The 15,846-nt window shown below is 59.3% G+C and carries 15 protein-coding genes; 10 read left to right on the top strand and 5 right to left on the bottom strand.

Translation table 11 applies throughout. The annotated features are described in order from the left end of the window. Window positions 1–8: 8 nt before the first annotated feature. The 4 genes from cysW to BJF91_RS03775 form a co-directional block, all read right to left on the bottom strand. Window positions 9–872, bottom strand: coding sequence for a sulfate ABC transporter permease subunit CysW (gene cysW, locus BJF91_RS03790; RefSeq protein WP_075613161.1), 864 nt, complete (start codon window positions 870–872; stop codon window positions 9–11). After that, window positions 865–1,722: a sulfate ABC transporter permease subunit CysT gene (gene cysT, locus BJF91_RS03785; RefSeq protein ID WP_075613160.1), complete on the bottom strand. Its 858-nt coding sequence runs from the start codon at window positions 1,720–1,722 to the stop codon at window positions 865–867. Before cysT ends, cysW begins: the two co-directional genes overlap by 8 nt. 10 nt (window positions 1,723–1,732) lie before the next feature. Further along, entirely contained in the window at window positions 1,733–2,746 is a 1,014-nt protein-coding gene (locus BJF91_RS03780; protein ID WP_075613159.1) for a sulfate ABC transporter substrate-binding protein, read from the bottom strand. A gap of 191 nt (window positions 2,747–2,937) precedes the next feature. Next, window positions 2,938–3,975 (bottom strand): LacI family DNA-binding transcriptional regulator, encoded by a 1,038-nt coding sequence (locus tag BJF91_RS03775; RefSeq protein WP_075613158.1) that lies wholly within the window; start codon window positions 3,973–3,975, stop codon window positions 2,938–2,940. Between the two features lie 300 nt (window positions 3,976–4,275). Here BJF91_RS03775 and BJF91_RS03770 point away from each other — a divergent pair, with 300 nt between their 5' ends. The 6 genes from BJF91_RS03770 to BJF91_RS03745 all read left to right on the top strand — a co-directional run bounded on the left by BJF91_RS03770 (window position 4,276) and on the right by BJF91_RS03745 (window position 10,567). Beyond that, window positions 4,276–5,316: a Gfo/Idh/MocA family protein gene (locus BJF91_RS03770; protein ID WP_075613157.1), complete on the top strand. Its 1,041-nt coding sequence runs from the start codon at window positions 4,276–4,278 to the stop codon at window positions 5,314–5,316. Window positions 5,317–5,327: 11 nt separating this feature from the next. Then, the gene (locus BJF91_RS03765; protein WP_075613156.1) at window positions 5,328–6,272 is read left to right on the top strand and encodes a sugar phosphate isomerase/epimerase family protein; all 945 of its coding nucleotides are present in this window, start codon (window positions 5,328–5,330) and stop codon (window positions 6,270–6,272) included. A 72-nt stretch (window positions 6,273–6,344) separates the two neighbouring features. Then, on the top strand, window positions 6,345–7,577 hold the full coding sequence (locus BJF91_RS03760; RefSeq protein ID WP_075613155.1) for an ABC transporter substrate-binding protein: 1,233 nt from the start codon (window positions 6,345–6,347) through the stop codon (window positions 7,575–7,577). A 175-nt stretch (window positions 7,578–7,752) separates the two neighbouring features. Continuing rightward, window positions 7,753–8,655: a carbohydrate ABC transporter permease gene (locus BJF91_RS03755; protein ID WP_075613154.1), complete on the top strand. Its 903-nt coding sequence runs from the start codon at window positions 7,753–7,755 to the stop codon at window positions 8,653–8,655. Next, window positions 8,652–9,479 (top strand): carbohydrate ABC transporter permease, encoded by an 828-nt coding sequence (locus BJF91_RS03750; protein ID WP_075613153.1) that lies wholly within the window; start codon window positions 8,652–8,654, stop codon window positions 9,477–9,479. Before BJF91_RS03755 ends, BJF91_RS03750 begins: the two co-directional genes overlap by 4 nt. Then, window positions 9,476–10,567 (top strand): ABC transporter ATP-binding protein, encoded by a 1,092-nt coding sequence (locus BJF91_RS03745; RefSeq protein ID WP_075613152.1) that lies wholly within the window; start codon window positions 9,476–9,478, stop codon window positions 10,565–10,567. The genes BJF91_RS03750 and BJF91_RS03745 overlap by 4 nt, the downstream gene beginning before the upstream one ends. A 21-nt stretch (window positions 10,568–10,588) precedes the next feature. Here BJF91_RS03745 and BJF91_RS03740 read toward each other — a convergent pair whose 3' ends face one another. After that, window positions 10,589–11,476, bottom strand: coding sequence for a GntR family transcriptional regulator (locus BJF91_RS03740; protein ID WP_075613151.1), 888 nt, complete (start codon window positions 11,474–11,476; stop codon window positions 10,589–10,591). Window positions 11,477–11,649: 173 nt separating this feature from the next. Here BJF91_RS03740 and BJF91_RS03735 point away from each other — a divergent pair, with 173 nt between their 5' ends. The 4 genes from BJF91_RS03735 to BJF91_RS03720 all read left to right on the top strand — a co-directional run bounded on the left by BJF91_RS03735 (window position 11,650) and on the right by BJF91_RS03720 (window position 15,782). Next, entirely contained in the window at window positions 11,650–12,660 is a 1,011-nt protein-coding gene (locus BJF91_RS03735) for a zinc-binding alcohol dehydrogenase family protein (protein ID WP_075613150.1), read from the top strand. Between the two features lie 551 nt (window positions 12,661–13,211). Beyond that, the gene (locus BJF91_RS03730; RefSeq protein ID WP_075613149.1) at window positions 13,212–14,216 is read left to right on the top strand and encodes an ABC transporter substrate-binding protein; all 1,005 of its coding nucleotides are present in this window, start codon (window positions 13,212–13,214) and stop codon (window positions 14,214–14,216) included. Window positions 14,217–14,221: 5 nt separating this feature from the next. Continuing rightward, window positions 14,222–14,995, top strand: a complete 774-nt coding sequence (locus BJF91_RS03725; protein WP_075613148.1) for an ABC transporter ATP-binding protein — start codon at window positions 14,222–14,224, stop codon at window positions 14,993–14,995. A gap of 37 nt (window positions 14,996–15,032) precedes the next feature. Beyond that, entirely contained in the window at window positions 15,033–15,782 is a 750-nt protein-coding gene (locus BJF91_RS03720) for an ABC transporter permease (RefSeq protein WP_407639857.1), read from the top strand. Window positions 15,783–15,846: the final 64 nt, after the last annotated feature.

The following is a 15,846-nucleotide window of genomic DNA, read 5'->3' as shown; positions in this document are numbered from 1 at the left end:
ACTCCTGATCAATGCCCACGGACAGCCGACAATTGGTCGGCGTAACGCAGTTCGATTGCTGTCTTGAGAACAAGGGTGACGAGGGCGAGACCTGCCAGAAGCGATGCGACGGCAAAGGCGGCGGCGAAGTTATATTCGTTGTAGAGGATTTCGATATGCAGCGGCATCGTGTTGGTGACGCCGCGGATGTGGCCGGACACGACGGAGACGGCGCCGAATTCTCCCATGGCGCGGGCATTGCAGAGCAGCACGCCGTAAAGCAGGCCCCAGCGGATATTCGGCAGGGTCACGCGCCAGAAGGTCTGCCAGCCGCTTGCACCCAGGCTGATGGCGGCCTCCTCGTCGCCCGAGCCCTGTTCCTGCATGACCGGGATCAGTTCGCGCGCGACGAAGGGGAAGGTTACGAAGATCGTGGCGAGCACGATGCCCGGCACGGCAAACAGGATCTCGATGCCCATCGACTTGAACCAGGGGCCAAGCAGGCTGTTGGAGCCGAACAGCAACACATAGACCAAGCCGGAGATGACTGGCGAGACCGAAAACGGAAGGTCGATCAGCGTGATCAGGAAGGCCTTGCCGCGAAACTCGAATTTCGCGATCGCCCAGGCGGCGGCAATGCCAAATACCATATTGGCGGGTACGGCGATGACGGCAACCAAGAGCGTCAGGCGCATGGCCGACAGGGCATCGGGTTCGATCAGTGCTTCGAACCAAGCAGAAGCGCCGTTGCGAAAGGCTTCAGAAAACACTGCGATCAGCGGCAGCAGCAGGAAGATCGACAAAAACACCAGCGACAAGCCAATGATCAGCGCCTGGACCAGCGGCGTCTCGGTCGTCGCCCGGCGAAAACGAGGGGATCGTTGCTCAGTCATGGCCGTATTTTCTCCGGCTTGCAGCCTGTATGAGATTGATCAGCAGAAGCATGGCAAAGGAAATGACCAGCATCATCGTTCCAACGGCGGTGGCGCCGGCATAGTTGAACTCTTCCAGTCGGATGACGATCAGGAGCGGCGCGATTTCCGACACGAAGGGAACGTTGCCGGCGACGAAAATAACCGAGCCATATTCACCCACCCCACGTGCCAGCGCCAAGGCAAAGCCGGTAAGGATTGCAGGTGCCAGACCGGGCAACAGAACCTTGAAGATCGTCGCAAAGCGGGTAGCGCCCAGCGTAGCTGCGGCTTCTTCCACTTCCCGGTCAATTTCCTCCATGACCGGCTGCACGGTGCGAACCACGAAAGGCAGGCCGATGAAGACCATGGCGACGACGATACCGGCTTGAGTGTAAGCAATTTTGACGCCAAGCGGTGCCAGCAGCGAACCGATCCAGCCGTTCGGAGCATAAAGCGAGGCAAGTGCAATACCGGCTACGGCGGTCGGCAGCGCGAAGGGGAGGTCGACCATGGCGTCGATGACGCGCCGGCCCCAAAAATTGTACCGCACCAGTACCCAGGCGACGAGCACGCCGAACACGACATTGACGGTTGCGGCCAGGAGGGCGGAGCCGAAGCTGATCTTCAAGGCCTGGAGGGTGCGCCGATCCAGCGCCAGCCGCCAGAAATCGGTCCAGCCGAGATCGGCGGAGCGCCACACGAGGCCGGCCAGCGGAATGAGAACGATGAGAGCGAGGTAAGACACCGTAAAGCCGAACGTCAACCCAAACCCGGGAAGAACGCTCGGCTCACGAAATCTCCACCTGCTTTGCGCAGGATTATGTGACATTCTGACTTTCTTATTTTCCCTGGTAGATCTGGTCGAACAGGCCGCCATCGGCAAAGAACTGGGGTTGCACCTTCGCCCAGCCGCCAAAGTCCTCAATGGTCACGAGATCGACCTTTGGGAACCGCTTCAGATCGGCGGGATCGACCAGTTCCGGCTTGGCGGGCCGATAGTAACGCTTGGCGGCAATCTTCTGGCCAGCATCCGAATAGAGATATTCGAGATAGGCCTTGGCCACGGCCTCGGTGCCATTTGCCTTGGCATTGGCTTCCACGACGGCGACAGGCGGCTCGGCCTTGATCGATACGGAAGGCACCACGATGTCGAACTTGTCAGGGCCGAGTTCGTCGATGGACAGAAAAGCTTCGTTTTCCCAGGCGAGCAGGACATCGCCGATGCCACGCTGGACAAAGGTGGTGGTCGAGCCGCGCGCACCGGTATCGAGCACAGGGACATGCTTGAACAGCGCGGCCAGATAATCCTTAGCCTTCTGTTCGTCGCCATTGTTGGCCTTCAGCGCCCAGCCCCACGCAGCCAGTACGTTCCAGCGAGCCCCGCCCGAAGTTTTAGGGTTTGGCGTGATGACGTCGACACCATCTTTGGTCAGGTCTGCCCAGTCCTTGATGCCCTTGGGATTGCCCTTGCGCACCAGAAAGACGATCGTCGAGGTGTAGGGCGCGCTGTTGCTTGGGAGTTTGGTCTTCCAATCTGACGGGATCTTGCCAGTCTTTTCAGCAATGGCGCTGATATCGGCCTCAAGCGCCAGCGTCACGACATCGGCCGCGAGACCATCAATGACGGAGCGCGCCTGGGCGCCGGAACCGCCATGAGACATGCGCACGGAGACGGTGTCGCCGGTCTTCTGCTTCCAGTATGCAGCAAAGGCGGGATTGAAGTCCTTATACAATTCGCGCGTCGGGTCATAACTGACATTCAACAACGTCACGTTTGCCGCTGATGCCGGCATTGAAAGCCCGGCTGCGATGGCAAATGCAGCAAGAGTTTTTATGTTTAGAAACCGGGACATTGCGTGCTCCTCACCCTTTAGACCTTAAAATCTATTGAGGTTATAGGGTATGTCAACGATCATCGGTAATTCGAGAGACAAACGCCTTTCTACCGCAGCAGAAAGAGTATTTTAAATTGGCATTCGGTTCGGCAGCGGCGTATTTTTTTCAGGCGATGCCGCTTCTACCGGATTGAAGCGGTGCTCAGCTGTTATGGCGCGAGCTCAAAGGCATCGCTCTCGCCGGGCACCAGGTCCAGCGGCCAGAGCCGATTGCAGGCATGGCTGGAGTAGATCTCGGCATAGTCAGGCATTGAAGATAACAGGGTTTCGGCAAGTTCCGTGCCCAGATCCTGCAGCGACAAGCGGTAACAGGTCAGGGCAGGTTGCAGAAAGCGGGCCCGCGGCGCTTCGCGAAAGCCGATGACGGCAATATCGCAGCCAGGTTTTACGCCCGCCTCCATCAACCGCCTGTAAAGGCCTATGGCCATCAATTCGTAGATCAGGATGATTGCGGTCGGGCGTGGGGCGAGGGCTAGAAGATCGCCGCCGACGCTGTAGCCGCCGTCTTCGCTGGATCGTGCCCGCAGGACAAGAGCTGGATCGTAGGTCAGACCGTGCCGTTCCAGTGCTGCTCGGTAGGCGTCGACAAAGACGAAGCCGAGATTGATATCGGTCGTCGGAGCGGCGATAGCGATGCGCCTGTGGCCCTTTGAGATGAGCCGGTCGACGGCGGAATTAGCGACGCCAGCAAAGTCGAGGTCTATCCAGGTATGGCTGCCGCCCGAGTGGCTGCGCCCGAGTGCGACGAAAGGAACGCGCTTTTCAATCAGGAGATCGATTCGCTTGTCGATCTTTTGGGTCGCGGAAATGATCATTGCATCGACCAGCCGCCGGGCGACCATACGCTGGAGATATTCCAGCGGATCTTCTTCGCTAGGGCAGGGGAGAATGGCGAGGTCGAGATTGTGGCGGGCAAAGACTGTCTGCAATCCGCCGATGACGCCGAAAAAGAAGTTGTCGCTGTTGTCGACATTGTCCTTGCCGGACTCGATCATTAGCCCGATGACATTCGTCGATCCCTTGCGCAGGCTGCGGCCGGACTGGTTGGCGACATAGCCCAACTGCTCGGCCGCTTCCAGCACGCGCCGGCGTGTTTCGGCATTGACATCCGGCCGGCCGTTCAGCGCGCGCGATACAGTCCCGATCGAAATATCGAGATGCTTTGCCAGCTGGTGTATGCCCTTCATGCGCTGCTTTCTCCCCCGCAAGCTGTCCGTTTCGTCGGCTCGCCTTTTTGGTTTACTGCAAAATTCTTGAAATCGGAATCCCTCGCGTCGACCGCGTTCACCGAGAGCGGACTGAGAGATCTGCACGCCAGCCGACGAAGATATTAGCCCCGACTTGACAGGTAGCAAGAATTGGAATTAGGATCGTAAACGTTTACGGAGCATGTGCAAGTGAGGAGTTTGCGCAGGCAGAGGACAGCTGGAGGACTCTGGCAGAGGTGCTAGGTCGGAAGGTGGTTACCGAAACGTAGGGAGGATATTTTGCCGTTCAAAGCCGTTTTATGCGGATGCGGAGCTATGGCCAAGGGCTGGGTGCGCGCCGTGACCGAGACCCCCGATCTCGCTGATAAGATCAATATTGTCGGAATGGTCGATCTCAATCCAGCGGCCGCTCAAGCGCTGGCAGAGGAATTCGGCCTGCGTGACGCCGTGGTTGCAACCAGTCTCTCTGATATCTTAAACACAGTTCAAGCGGATCTCGTCTTTGACGTTGTCATCCCGGTTGCCCGTTTCGATGTTGTGTCGACGGCACTACGCGCTGGTTGCCACGTGCTCAGCGAAAAGCCGATGGCCAACACGCTTGATGAGGCCAAGGCTCTTGTTAGCCTTGCGTCCGAGACCGGCCGCGTTCATGCCGTGGTGCAGAACCGTCGTTTCATTGAAGGTATAAGGCGTATGCGCGCCTTCATTGACAGCGGCGCGATCGGCGATTTGACGGCGGTCCACTGCGACTTCTTCCTGGCCCCGCATTTCGGTGGCTTCCGTGACGAGATGCAGCATGTGCTGCTGCTAGATATGGCGATCCATACCTTCGACGCGGCCCGCTTTGTCGCAAACCGCCAGCCGCTTTCCGTCTATTGCGTCGAGCGCAATCCACGCGGCTCCTGGTATGCCCATGGCGCCAGCGCCAACGCGATCTTCGAATTCAGCGACGACGTGGTCTTCACCTACAGGGGATCCTGGTGTGCCGAGGGCAGAAGGACCAGTTGGGAAAGCCAATGGCGGCTGGTCGGCAGCAAGGGCATGCTGACGTGGGATGGCGAAGAGGCATTCGAAGCGACCGTTGCCGGTGATGAACCAGGCCTGCTGCGCGGGTTTTCCACCGTAAACGTTTCCGGTGATATATTTCCGGGCGAGACCCACGGCCATGCAAGCGTGTTGCAAAGCTTCATCGCCGCTGTCGAGGGCGGCGGTGCGCCCGAAACCGTCGGTTCCGACAATATCAATAGCCTCGCCATGGTCTTTGCCGCGATTGAAAGCGCGCAAAGCGGCAAGCGCATCGACATTTCAGCTTCGCTATAAGGATAGTCATCGTGAGCAATCCCGCAAAATCCATTCGTATCGGCACCATGATCAGCGGCAACAAGGGCGATGCCGCCGCCCGCATTCGCGAAATCGCCGGCCTCGGTTTCGAGAGCTTCGAGCCTTTCTTCTGGCAGACTACCCAGGGTCAGAATCTGGCGGAACTGGGCAAGCGTTGCCTGGACGCGATCGGCGACCGCGACATCACCATTTCGACACTTGGCATGTTCGGCAATCCGCTCGAGGAGAGCGATATCGACCTGGAGACGCTCGAGGGCTGGAAACAGTGTATCGACAATGCCCATCACTTCGGCGCCACCTGCGTTGCCGGCTTTACCGGTCGGCTGCGCGGCAAGACCTTGACCGACAGCCTGCCGCGCTATCGGCAGATCTGGAGCGAACTTGCCAAGCGCGCCGCCGATAAGGGCATTCGTATCGCCTTTGAAAACTGCGCCATGGATGGCAATTGGCAGAGCGGTGACTGGAACATTGCCCATAATCCCGACGCTTGGGAGTTGATGTTCAACGAAACCCCTGACGACAATATCGGCCTCGAATGGGAGCCGTGCCATCAGATGGTCTATCTGATCGATCCGCTGCCGCAGATCCGCAAATGGGCGCAGAAGATTTTCCATGTGCACGGCAAGGATGCAACGATCCGTTGGGATGTAATCCGCGAGCACGGCATTTTTGGCAAGGAGCCCTTCGTCTTCATGCGCACGCCTGGTTTCGGCGATAGCAACTGGACCAACATTATCAGCGAACTCAGGCTTGCCGGCTATAGCGGCGCCATCGACATCGAGGGCTGGCACGATCCGGTCTATCGGGATGCGCTGGAAATGACCGGCCAGGTGCATGCGCTCAACTATCTGAAACAGGCTCGTGGTGGCGATTTCATCGATGAGGCCGCGGCCTATGGCGGCGGCGATCCCTCGTTGAACCAGACAGCAGCCTGAATAGGGGTAGAAGTGCCGCCCGGCATGGAGGTGCCGGCGGCTCTGATATGGGATTTATGGAGGAGGAAACCCATGACTATCAAGAGACTGGCATTTATTGGCCTGCTCGCCCTCGGTGGCGCATCCATCACCGCATTGGCCGCGAAGGCGGCCGACGTGACCCTGACGCTCTGGTCGCTCGATAAGGAAAATCAGCCGGCGCCCAATCTGGTCAAACAGTTCAACGCGCTGAACAATGGCATCAAGATCGAATATCGGTTGCTGCAGTTCGACGACGTCGTGACCGAGGCGATGCGGGCCTATTCCACAGGACAGGCGCCTGACATTATCGCTGTCGACAATCCCGAACATGCGTTGTTTGCCTCGCGTGGCGCCTTTCTCGATCTGACAGACATGATTGCCAAATCTGATGTCATCAAGCCGAAGAATTATTTCCCGGGGCCGTTGGCGTCCGCAACGTGGAAGGGGCACTATTACGGTGTGCCGAAGGCTACCAACACGATCGCGCTCTTCTATAATCGAGACATGTTCAAGGCCAAAGGCCTCGATCCGCTCAAGCCGCCGCAGACCTGGGACGAATTGGTGGCGGATGCGCGCAAGCTGACAGATCCTGCCAAGAACGTCTACGGCCTCGCTTTCTCTGCCAAGGGCAACGAGGAGGGGACCTTCCAGTTCCTGCCCTGGGCGCAGATGGGGGGCGGCGGCTATGACCATATCAATGCTCCGGGCGCGGTAAAGGCACTGGAAATCTGGAAGACCATTCTCGACGAGAAGCTGGCCTCTCCCGACAGTCTGACCCGCGGGCAATGGGATTCGACCGGCACCTTCAATTCCGGCAATGCCGCCATGGCGATTTCCGGTCCCTGGGAGCTGGACCGCATGATGGCGGAGGCGAAATTCGACTGGGGTGTTGCCCTGTTGCCTGTGCCTGCGGTTGGAGCCGAAAGGTCTTCGGCAATGGGCGATTACAACTGGGCGATCTTCTCCAGCAGCAAACATCCAGCTGAAGCCTTCAAGGCGATCGAATTCTTCGCCTCGCAGGACAAGGACATGTTCAAGAATTTCGGTCAGTTGCCGGCCCGCTCCGACATCACAATTCCGGCGACAGGCTCGCCCTTGAAGGATGCGGCGCTGCAGGTGTTTCTCGAGCAGATGAAATATGCAAAGCCGCGCGGGCCACACCCCGCCTGGCCGAAGATCTCCAAGGCAATCCAGGATGCCATCCAAGCGGCGCTGACCGGGCAGATGGCCCCGAAGGATGCCCTCGATCAGGCCGCCCAGAAGATCAAGGCCGTTCTCGGCTAAAGCATCGACCGAAAACCGCTTCGCCCTTTTCGGTCCCATGCTCTGCGTGAAGATCGCCGGCCATCATCCCCGCAATCGCGACGGGCACTGGCCGGCCCATCCTTCCTCCCGGAAGGGGCTGCATCCGGTGGCTTTAAGGATGCAGCCCCACTTCGGATAGCGCACAAGAGGTCTCATGAAACGGATAGTCTCCAGCTTTGTCGACGGGCGCGGTTTCGACCTGACGCTTGCCGGCGTGCCGCTCGCCTTTCTTCTGGTCCTTTCGGGCTTGCCGCTGATTTACAACGTCGTGATGAGCTTCCAGGAAGTCGACATGTTCAGCCTGGGAACCTTTTCGCGGCCCTTTGTCGGTTTCCATAATTACATCGAACTGTTCTCGCAGCCGGAGACCCTGCCGGTGTTTCGCAACACGGCAATTTTCGTGATTGCTTCGATTGCCGGTCAGTTTCTGCTGGGATTTGGCCTCGCGCTGTTCTTCGGCGTCAATTTTCCCGGCGCCTCCTGGTTCCGAGGCCTGTTTCTCGTCTCCTGGATCATGCCTGGCCTTGTCGTCGGCGCCACCTGGAACTGGATCCTTTCAGGGGATTTCGGAATATTCAATTACGTGCTGCGCGAGATCGGGCTGACCAACGCCAATATCTTCTGGCGCTCGGATCCGGCCCATTCGCTTTGGGCGGTTATCATTGCCAATATCTGGCTCGGCACGTCCTTCAACATGATCCTGCTCTCCGTCGGCCTGTCCGGCATTCCCAAGGATCTCTACGAGGCTGCCGAACTGGACGGGGCAACTGTGCTGCAACGCTTCTTCACGATCACCCTGCCGATGATGCGTTCCTCCATCGGTGCGCTGATCTCGCTCGGTCTGATCTTCACGCTGCAGCAATTCGACCTTTTCGCCGCCATTACCTCGGGTGGGCCGGCCAATTCGTCGAATGTCGCGCAATATTGGGCCTGGGATCTGTCCTTCCGGCAATATGACTTCGCCAAGGGCGCGACGGTGTCTGTCATCATGATCGTTTTCGTGATTTTCGCGGCTGTGGTCTATGTCCGCTCCACGCGTCATGAGGTGCGCGGATGAGCGAGACTTTGCGCAACCGTCTGATGTTGGCCATCGCCCTTGTTCTGGCGGCCATCTATCTCTTTCCGCTCTACTGGATGTATGTCACGGCGCTGAAGACCGGCTCTGCGATGTTCGCGACGCCGCCGCATTTCTGGCCGGACGAACCGCAATGGGGCGTTTACGCCGAGGTCTGGCGAAGCCGGAACATGGGTCAGTATCTCTGGAATTCGCTGGTGATCGCCTCAGGCGCCGTCAGTCTGGTCTGTGTGCTCGGCGTCGGCTGCGCCTATGTGCTGGCGCGCTACCGCAATGTCTGGATCGACATCGGTCTGTTCCTGATCCTGATGCTGCAAGTCTTGCCGGCTTCGCTGATGATCACCCCGATTTTCGTCGGCTTCTCGCAACTCGGCCTTCTGGACACGCCGCGCCTTGCCGTGGTGCTGGCGGTCGCGGCGAAAAGCATGCCCTTCTTCGTCGTGCTTGTGCGGGCAAGTTTCATGACGGTGCCGATCGAGTTGGAAGAGGCGGCCATGGTCGACGGCAATTCCCGGATTGGCGCCTTTTTCAGCATCGTCCTGCCGCTGGCGCGCAATGGCATTCTCGTCAGCGCCATCCTGATCTTCATGCAGGCCTTCGGTGAATTCGTCTATTCCAAGTCGATGATCCAGGCAGTTGACCTCCAGCCGGCCAGCGTCGGGCTCTACACCTTCATGGGTCCCAATACCAATGAATGGAACGGGATCATGGCCTATTCGACGATCTATGTGACGCCAATCCTCGCCCTCTTCGTTCTTTTGCAGCGCCGTATCGTCTCCGGCCTCACTTCGGGAGCCCTGAAATGACCATCCAGATCGAACTCAACGGCGTAAACAAGCACTACGGCGCCTTCCATGCCTTGAAAAACATCAATCTCGCCATCGAGAAGGGCAGTTTCGTCGCGCTAGTCGGGCCGTCCGGCTGCGGCAAGTCGACGTTGCTGCGTTCGCTGGCCGGATTGGAAAAGATCTCCGCCGGTGAACTCAAGATTGCCGGCGATCTGATGACCAATGTTCCGCCGCGCAAGCGCGACGTCGCCATGGTGTTTCAGTCCTACGCGCTTTATCCGCATATGACGGTCGAGGAAAACCTCACCTATAGTCTGCGTATCCGCGGGGTCGCCAAGGCCGAGGCCCGTAAGGCCGCGGAAGAGGTGGCGCAGACCACCGGCCTCTTGCCGCTCTTGAAGCGCTATCCGCGCGAACTGTCGGGCGGCCAGCGTCAGCGCGTTGCCATGAGCCGGGCGATCATCCGCAACCCCAAGGCCTTCCTGTTCGACGAGCCGCTGTCCAATCTCGACGCGTCGCTTCGGGTGCATATGCGCAAGGAGATCAGGCTGCTGCACGACCGGCTGAAGGCGACCTCCGTCTATGTCACCCACGATCAGGTCGAGGCGATGACCATGGCCGATCATGTCGTTGTCATGCGCGACGGCGTGATCGAACAGCAGGGCCGTCCACTCGACCTTTATGACCGGCCGGCCAATCGCTTCGTCGCCGGCTTCATCGGTTCGCCGGCCATGAATTTCATTCCCGGTCGCGTCGGTTGGGACGAAAGAGTACTCGAGTTGAATTTTGCAAGCGGGGTGGAGAGGCTGGCGCTGCCGCCGGAATTGGGGCAAGGGCTGTTGCCCGGCCAGTCGGTAACGGTCGGACTGCGGCCCGAGCACCTGTCGCTCATGCCGGCCGGAGAAGGGGCATTCGACATCACCATTGCCCTGGTGGAATCGACGGGATCGTCCACCTTCGTGGCGACAGTGAGTGAACCGGAACTGACCATCGTGACCGCCGGCGGTCGCGGTTTGCGCTCCGGCGACCGGTTAGGGGTCAGGATCGATGCTGCGAATATCCATCTGTTCGACGCTGAAAGCGGACTGCGGATCGAGCCGCGCTGATCCAGCCTCAGCCACGCGCCATCACGCCTTGATCGACGAGAGCAGGGTGGCGCGGGCCGTGTGCAAATGCAGGGCGCAGGCCTGGCGGGCCTGTTCCCCGTTGCCGCTCTTCATGCCCGCGATATAGGCGAGATGTTCGACAATGGCGACGCGATTGCGCTCCTTTTCGTCGCGCTTGTTCCATTGGTAGTGATAATGGAAAATGACTGACATCACGCCCTGGATATTGCCGAGAAAGCGGTTCGGCGCCACGCCATTGACCAGCCGGTGCAAGCGGTCGTCAAGTTCTGAGAAATCGCGGTAGCGCCGGTCGAAATCGTGCTGCAAGGCGTGATGCGCCTGCTCAATGTCGGAAAGAGCTGCCCAGGCCGGATGCTCTTTAGGCAGGGTCACGAAACGATCGACGGCCCGTAATTCCATCAGTTCGCGCATGTCGAACAACTCGCTGACGAAATCCACGGTCAGACCAAGCGCTGTCCAGCGGCCATTGCTCTGGCGCTCCAGTAGGCCGAAATGGCTGAAGCGGTTCAGGCAGTCGCGGATGGCTGACGTGGAAACGGCAAATTGCCGGGCCAGATCGAGACCGTTGATCGGTTTGCCCGGATGGCAATCAGGCCCCGCCATCCAGGCCATGAACTTGCGCTCGACCATGGCACTTAGCGGTTCGAGATCGATGCCGGCGAGATAGTCTTCCGGACAAGGGGCGCGCAATAGTCGCTTGATGCCAGCCTCAATCTGGATCAGCCCCTGCCGGTCCATTTCCGCAAGGACGGCGCGCAGCGTGGTGCGGCTGATGCCAAGTGCTTTGGCCAGGGCCGGCTCGGACGCGAGCCGCTCGCCTGGTGCTAGCGCCCCGATGAGATCAAGGCAGCTATTATAGCTGCGTTTATAGAGTGCATTGGACTTCATGACGCTTTTTCGACCACGCTGATATCCCTGTTTTTTACCTCTGCTTTTTTAACATAAAAAACAAATTGCGCCGCCGCCATGGCTCTTTTATCGATGGAGGAAAAGCTGGCGCCGCGAAAACCGCATTTGGTCTTTCCGCAAGACCGCCGTCGGCTTTGTGTGGAGGAAGAGACATGAAAGCGCTATTGTGTGAAGAGCCCGGCCGTCTGAGCCTGGTATCACGTCCCGATCCAGTTCGTGGCGAAGGCGACGTACTGGTGCGCATTCGCCATGTCGGCATCTGCGGTACGGATTTCCACATTTTCGCCGGCAAGCATCCCTTCCTGCAATATCCCAGGGTCATGGGCCACGAACTGTCGGGCACCGTGGTCGAAGCGCCCACCGGCAGTGCTCTCAAGAGCGGCCAGCCTGTTTATATCGTGCCTTATCTCTCCTGCGGCCGTTGTCATGCCTGTGCCAAGGGCCTGACCAATGCCTGCTACAATATTGAAGTTCTCGGCGTTCACTGCGATGGCGGCATGGCCGAATATGTCTCGGTGCCGCAGCAGAACGTGGTGCCAACCGGTGATATCGCCCTCGCCGATGCCGCGATGATCGAGTTTCTGGCGATCGGTGCGCATGGCATCAAGCGTGGTCATGTCGCGGCGCAGGATCGCGTGCTGGTCACCGGTTCCGGGCCGATCGGCATGTCGGCGATCATCTTTGCCAAGGCGCGCGGCGCCCACGTCACCGTCATGGATACCCGCAGGGACCGTCTGGATTTCGCCATCGAGCGGCTCGGTGCCGATGCCATTCTGTTGGCCGATGAGGCGGCGGAAACAAATGCCCTGGAGCAGACCGGCGGCAATGGTTTCGACGTCGTGGTCGATGCGACTGGCAATGCCATTCCCATGCAGCGCGGCTTCAATTTCCTTGCCCATGGCGCCCGTTATGTGCTGCTCAGCGTAGTGCGCCAGGATATTACCTTTGCCGATCCTGAGTTTCACAAGCGCGAGGCGACGCTTTATGCCAGCCGCAATGCTCAACCTGATGATTTTGCCGAGGTCGTCCGGCAGATTCAGGCCGGCAAGGTGCCTACCCGCGCGCTCAACACCCACAGCGGGCCGCTGACGGATGGCGTGGCGCTATTTTCCGAATGGGCAAAGCCCGAGGCCGGCGTGATTAAGGCGATTTTCGAGATCTGATGTCGGTGCCGGCGGCGGCATTGGTTGCCGTCGGCAAATCAGAATTTTCCGCTGCTTGTGTTCTATTTATTGCTACGCTCAAATTTTCATCTTCGCTGACTGCCGTCCAATAGAGGGTGGTTAATGCAGGCCATTGAAAAACATGGGCTCGGACGGGTGACGTCAATGCTCTCGCTTCAGCTTCTGCGTGGAATGCACAAAATATCATCATAAATATAGACTGTTTAATTTACTTGCAGCTTGTGATCTTCCGTGACAGGATTTCTGAGCGAGTAGAAGCGGTCTGAGCCTTAAGACATAGCGGGTTTCACCCATAAGATGTCAGGTGGCTCTGGGCATTGCTCGACGGTTCACCCTGTCGATGAGAAGCCTCATGCTGCGCCCTTTTCACCAATTCTTCTGGATCGCCAGTTCCTCGCAGGCGGAGCAGACAGCGCTGCTGCAATCCCTCGCCTTGCGCCAAATGCCCCGTTCGCGTGTCTCGTCACCAGAGCCGCCGCTGACTTCTCCCGTCCTTGAAAATCGAACACCACGCCCAGGAGACCTGTCCCATGTTTCGTCGTAAGCTTGCGTCTGCATTGTTCACTGTCGGCCTGTCTTCCCTGGCTGTCGCCTCTGGCCAGGCCCTAGCCGCCGACAAGGTCGTCTTCCAGCTGGACTGGTTGCCTGGCGGCGACAAGGCGCCGATCTATGTCTGCATTCACCACGGCTTCTGTCGTGACGCCGGTCTCGATGTGACGGTTGCTTCCGGCCGCGGTTCCACCGAGGCGATTTCAAAACTGGCGGCTGGCTCTTCGGATATCGGCGTCTCCGACATCGGTGCCCTGATGGCTGCAAAGGCCAATGAGGGCGTCAAGGTCACGGCGGTGCTCTCGGTGTTCAACAAGGGGCCGCACGCCTTCTACGTCTTGAAGGGTGGGCCGATTGCCAGTGTCGCCGACGTCAAGGGCAAGACCATCGCCACCTCGCCCTTCACCTCGTCCAACGTTTATCTGCCGCTGGTGCTGAAGGATCAGTCGATCGATCCGTCCGCTGTCAAGCTGATCAAGGCCGATCCCGGCGCGCTGGGGCCGATGCTGATGACCGGCAATGCCGATGGCATCATCGCCTGGATGACCGATTTCACCCGCTATTCCAATCAGGCCAAGCAGGCTGGAAAGGAAATCGTCGCACTTCCCTGGTCAGCGGCTGGTCTGGAACTTTATTCCGCATCCTTGATCGCTGGCGATGACTTTCTGGCCAAGCGGCCTGACGTCGCAAAGCGCTTTATCGAGGCCTATAAGAAGTCGATAGAGTTTACCCGCAGCAATCCGGACGCCGCCGCGACAGATGTGACGGCCGTGGTGCCGGAACTGGGATCCGAAGACGTCAAAGGCTCGATCAACGACACGCTGCCGCTGATCTTCAATGACGTTACCACCAAGGACGGCCTCGGTGTGTTTGAGCCGAAGCGGCTCGCCGAGACCTGGCGCCGCGTTGCTGCCGCGCAGGGCATTGACTCGGCCAAGCTTGATGCGGAAACCGTGGTCAACCGTAGCTTCACTCCGACGGAGTAAGGGCGATGACCGTTCCCGCCATTCGCTTCGATCGGCTCGGCCAGACCTTCATCACTCGGTCCGGACCGACCGAAGCGTTACGCAATGTCAGCTTCGAGGTCGGCCGGCACGAATTCCTGGCCATTCTCGGGCCATCTGGTTGCGGAAAATCGACGCTTCTGCGGATGATTGCCGGACTGCTCGCTCCGACCGTTGGCTCGCTTCAGGTCTTCGGCCATCCGGTTACCGAACCGCGTGACGATATCGGCATCGTCTTCCAGAAGCCGACGCTGCTGCCCTGGGCTGATGTGGAGGACAATGTGCTGTTTCCGGCCCGCCACAAGCACGGCAGGGTAAGTGCGCAGGAGCGGGAGAGGGCGCGTGATCTACTGGCCATGGTGGGGCTGGAAAGCTCTGCCCGCCGTATGCCGGACGAATTGTCCGGCGGCATGCAGCAGCGGGTCGGCATTGCCCGTGCTTTGTTGATGGACCCGGATATCCTGTTGATGGACGAGCCCTTTTCGGCGCTCGACGCCCTCACCCGGGAAGTGATGGGTTTCGATCTGCTGCGGATCTTTTCCGAGCGGCCGAAGACGGTTGTTTTCATCACTCATTCCGTCAGTGAGGCAGCCCTGCTGGCCGACCGTGTTCTCGTCATGACCGGCCGGCCAGGCACTGTTCTGACCGACGTGCCTGTGCCAGTTTGCCGCCCGCGTGGACCCGAAACCGCCAATGAGAGAGCCATCCATGAGCTTACCGCTTATCTCCGTGACCTCCTCCTCAACCGCCAGGCGGCCTAACGCGATGGTGGGCCTGCGGGCACTTTTGCGCTGGCTCATGGATGTACCGGGTGTTGCCGCCATCCTGTCGCTGGTGGTCGTCATCCTGCTGTGGGAATTGGCGGTGCGGCTGTTTGCTGTCCCGTCCTATCTGCTGCCCTCGCCGTCTTCGATCTTCAATGCCTTCTCCGGCATCGGGCTGGGACGCTGGAGCGGGCATCTCTGGGCAACGCTGCGGGTGGCGATGATCGGCTATGTCCTGTCGATCCTGATCGCCATACCCTTGGCCATTGTGATGATGCGCTCGCCGCTTCTATCGAAGACGCTCTATCCGCTGCTGGTTATCATCCAGTCCACCCCGGTCGTGGCGGTGGCGCCGATCATCATTGTCGTGCTTGGTGCGGGCGACGCGCCGCGCGTGGTGATCACCTGTCTCATCACCTTCTTTCCGCTTGTCGTGTCGACCGCGACCGGGCTTGCCGCGACGCCGCCGGAGTTGATCGAGCTGTCGCGCAGCCTGAGGGCGCCGGCTTTTCGCGAGATGACCCAGATCCGGCTGCCCTTCGCCGTGCCTTATATCTTCTCGGCCCTGAAGATTTCGGTGACGCTTTCGGTGATCGGTGCCGTCGTTGCCGAATTCTGCGCCTCGGAAGCAGGTATCGGCTATTTCATCCAGTTTTCGACATCGCTGTTCAAACTGCCGCAGGCCTGGGCCGGGCTGTTCGTGCTGGCGGCGCTGTCGCTCATCCTGTTTCAGGCGGTTCTGCTGGTGCAGAAACTGCTGTTTCCCTGGAGTTTACCGAAATGAGCCTGCTGAAAAGCGGCTGAGCTCATGATTTCCCGGAGTAGAAGCAGTCGGGTGTTCCCGGACA

It is taken from the genome of Gillisella taibaishanensis (genome assembly GCF_001938985.1).
Lineage (GTDB): Bacteria > Pseudomonadota > Alphaproteobacteria > Rhizobiales > Rhizobiaceae > Allorhizobium > Allorhizobium taibaishanense.
Note: the sequence above shows the minus strand (reverse complement) of the source record. Positions and strands in the feature narration are given on the sequence as shown.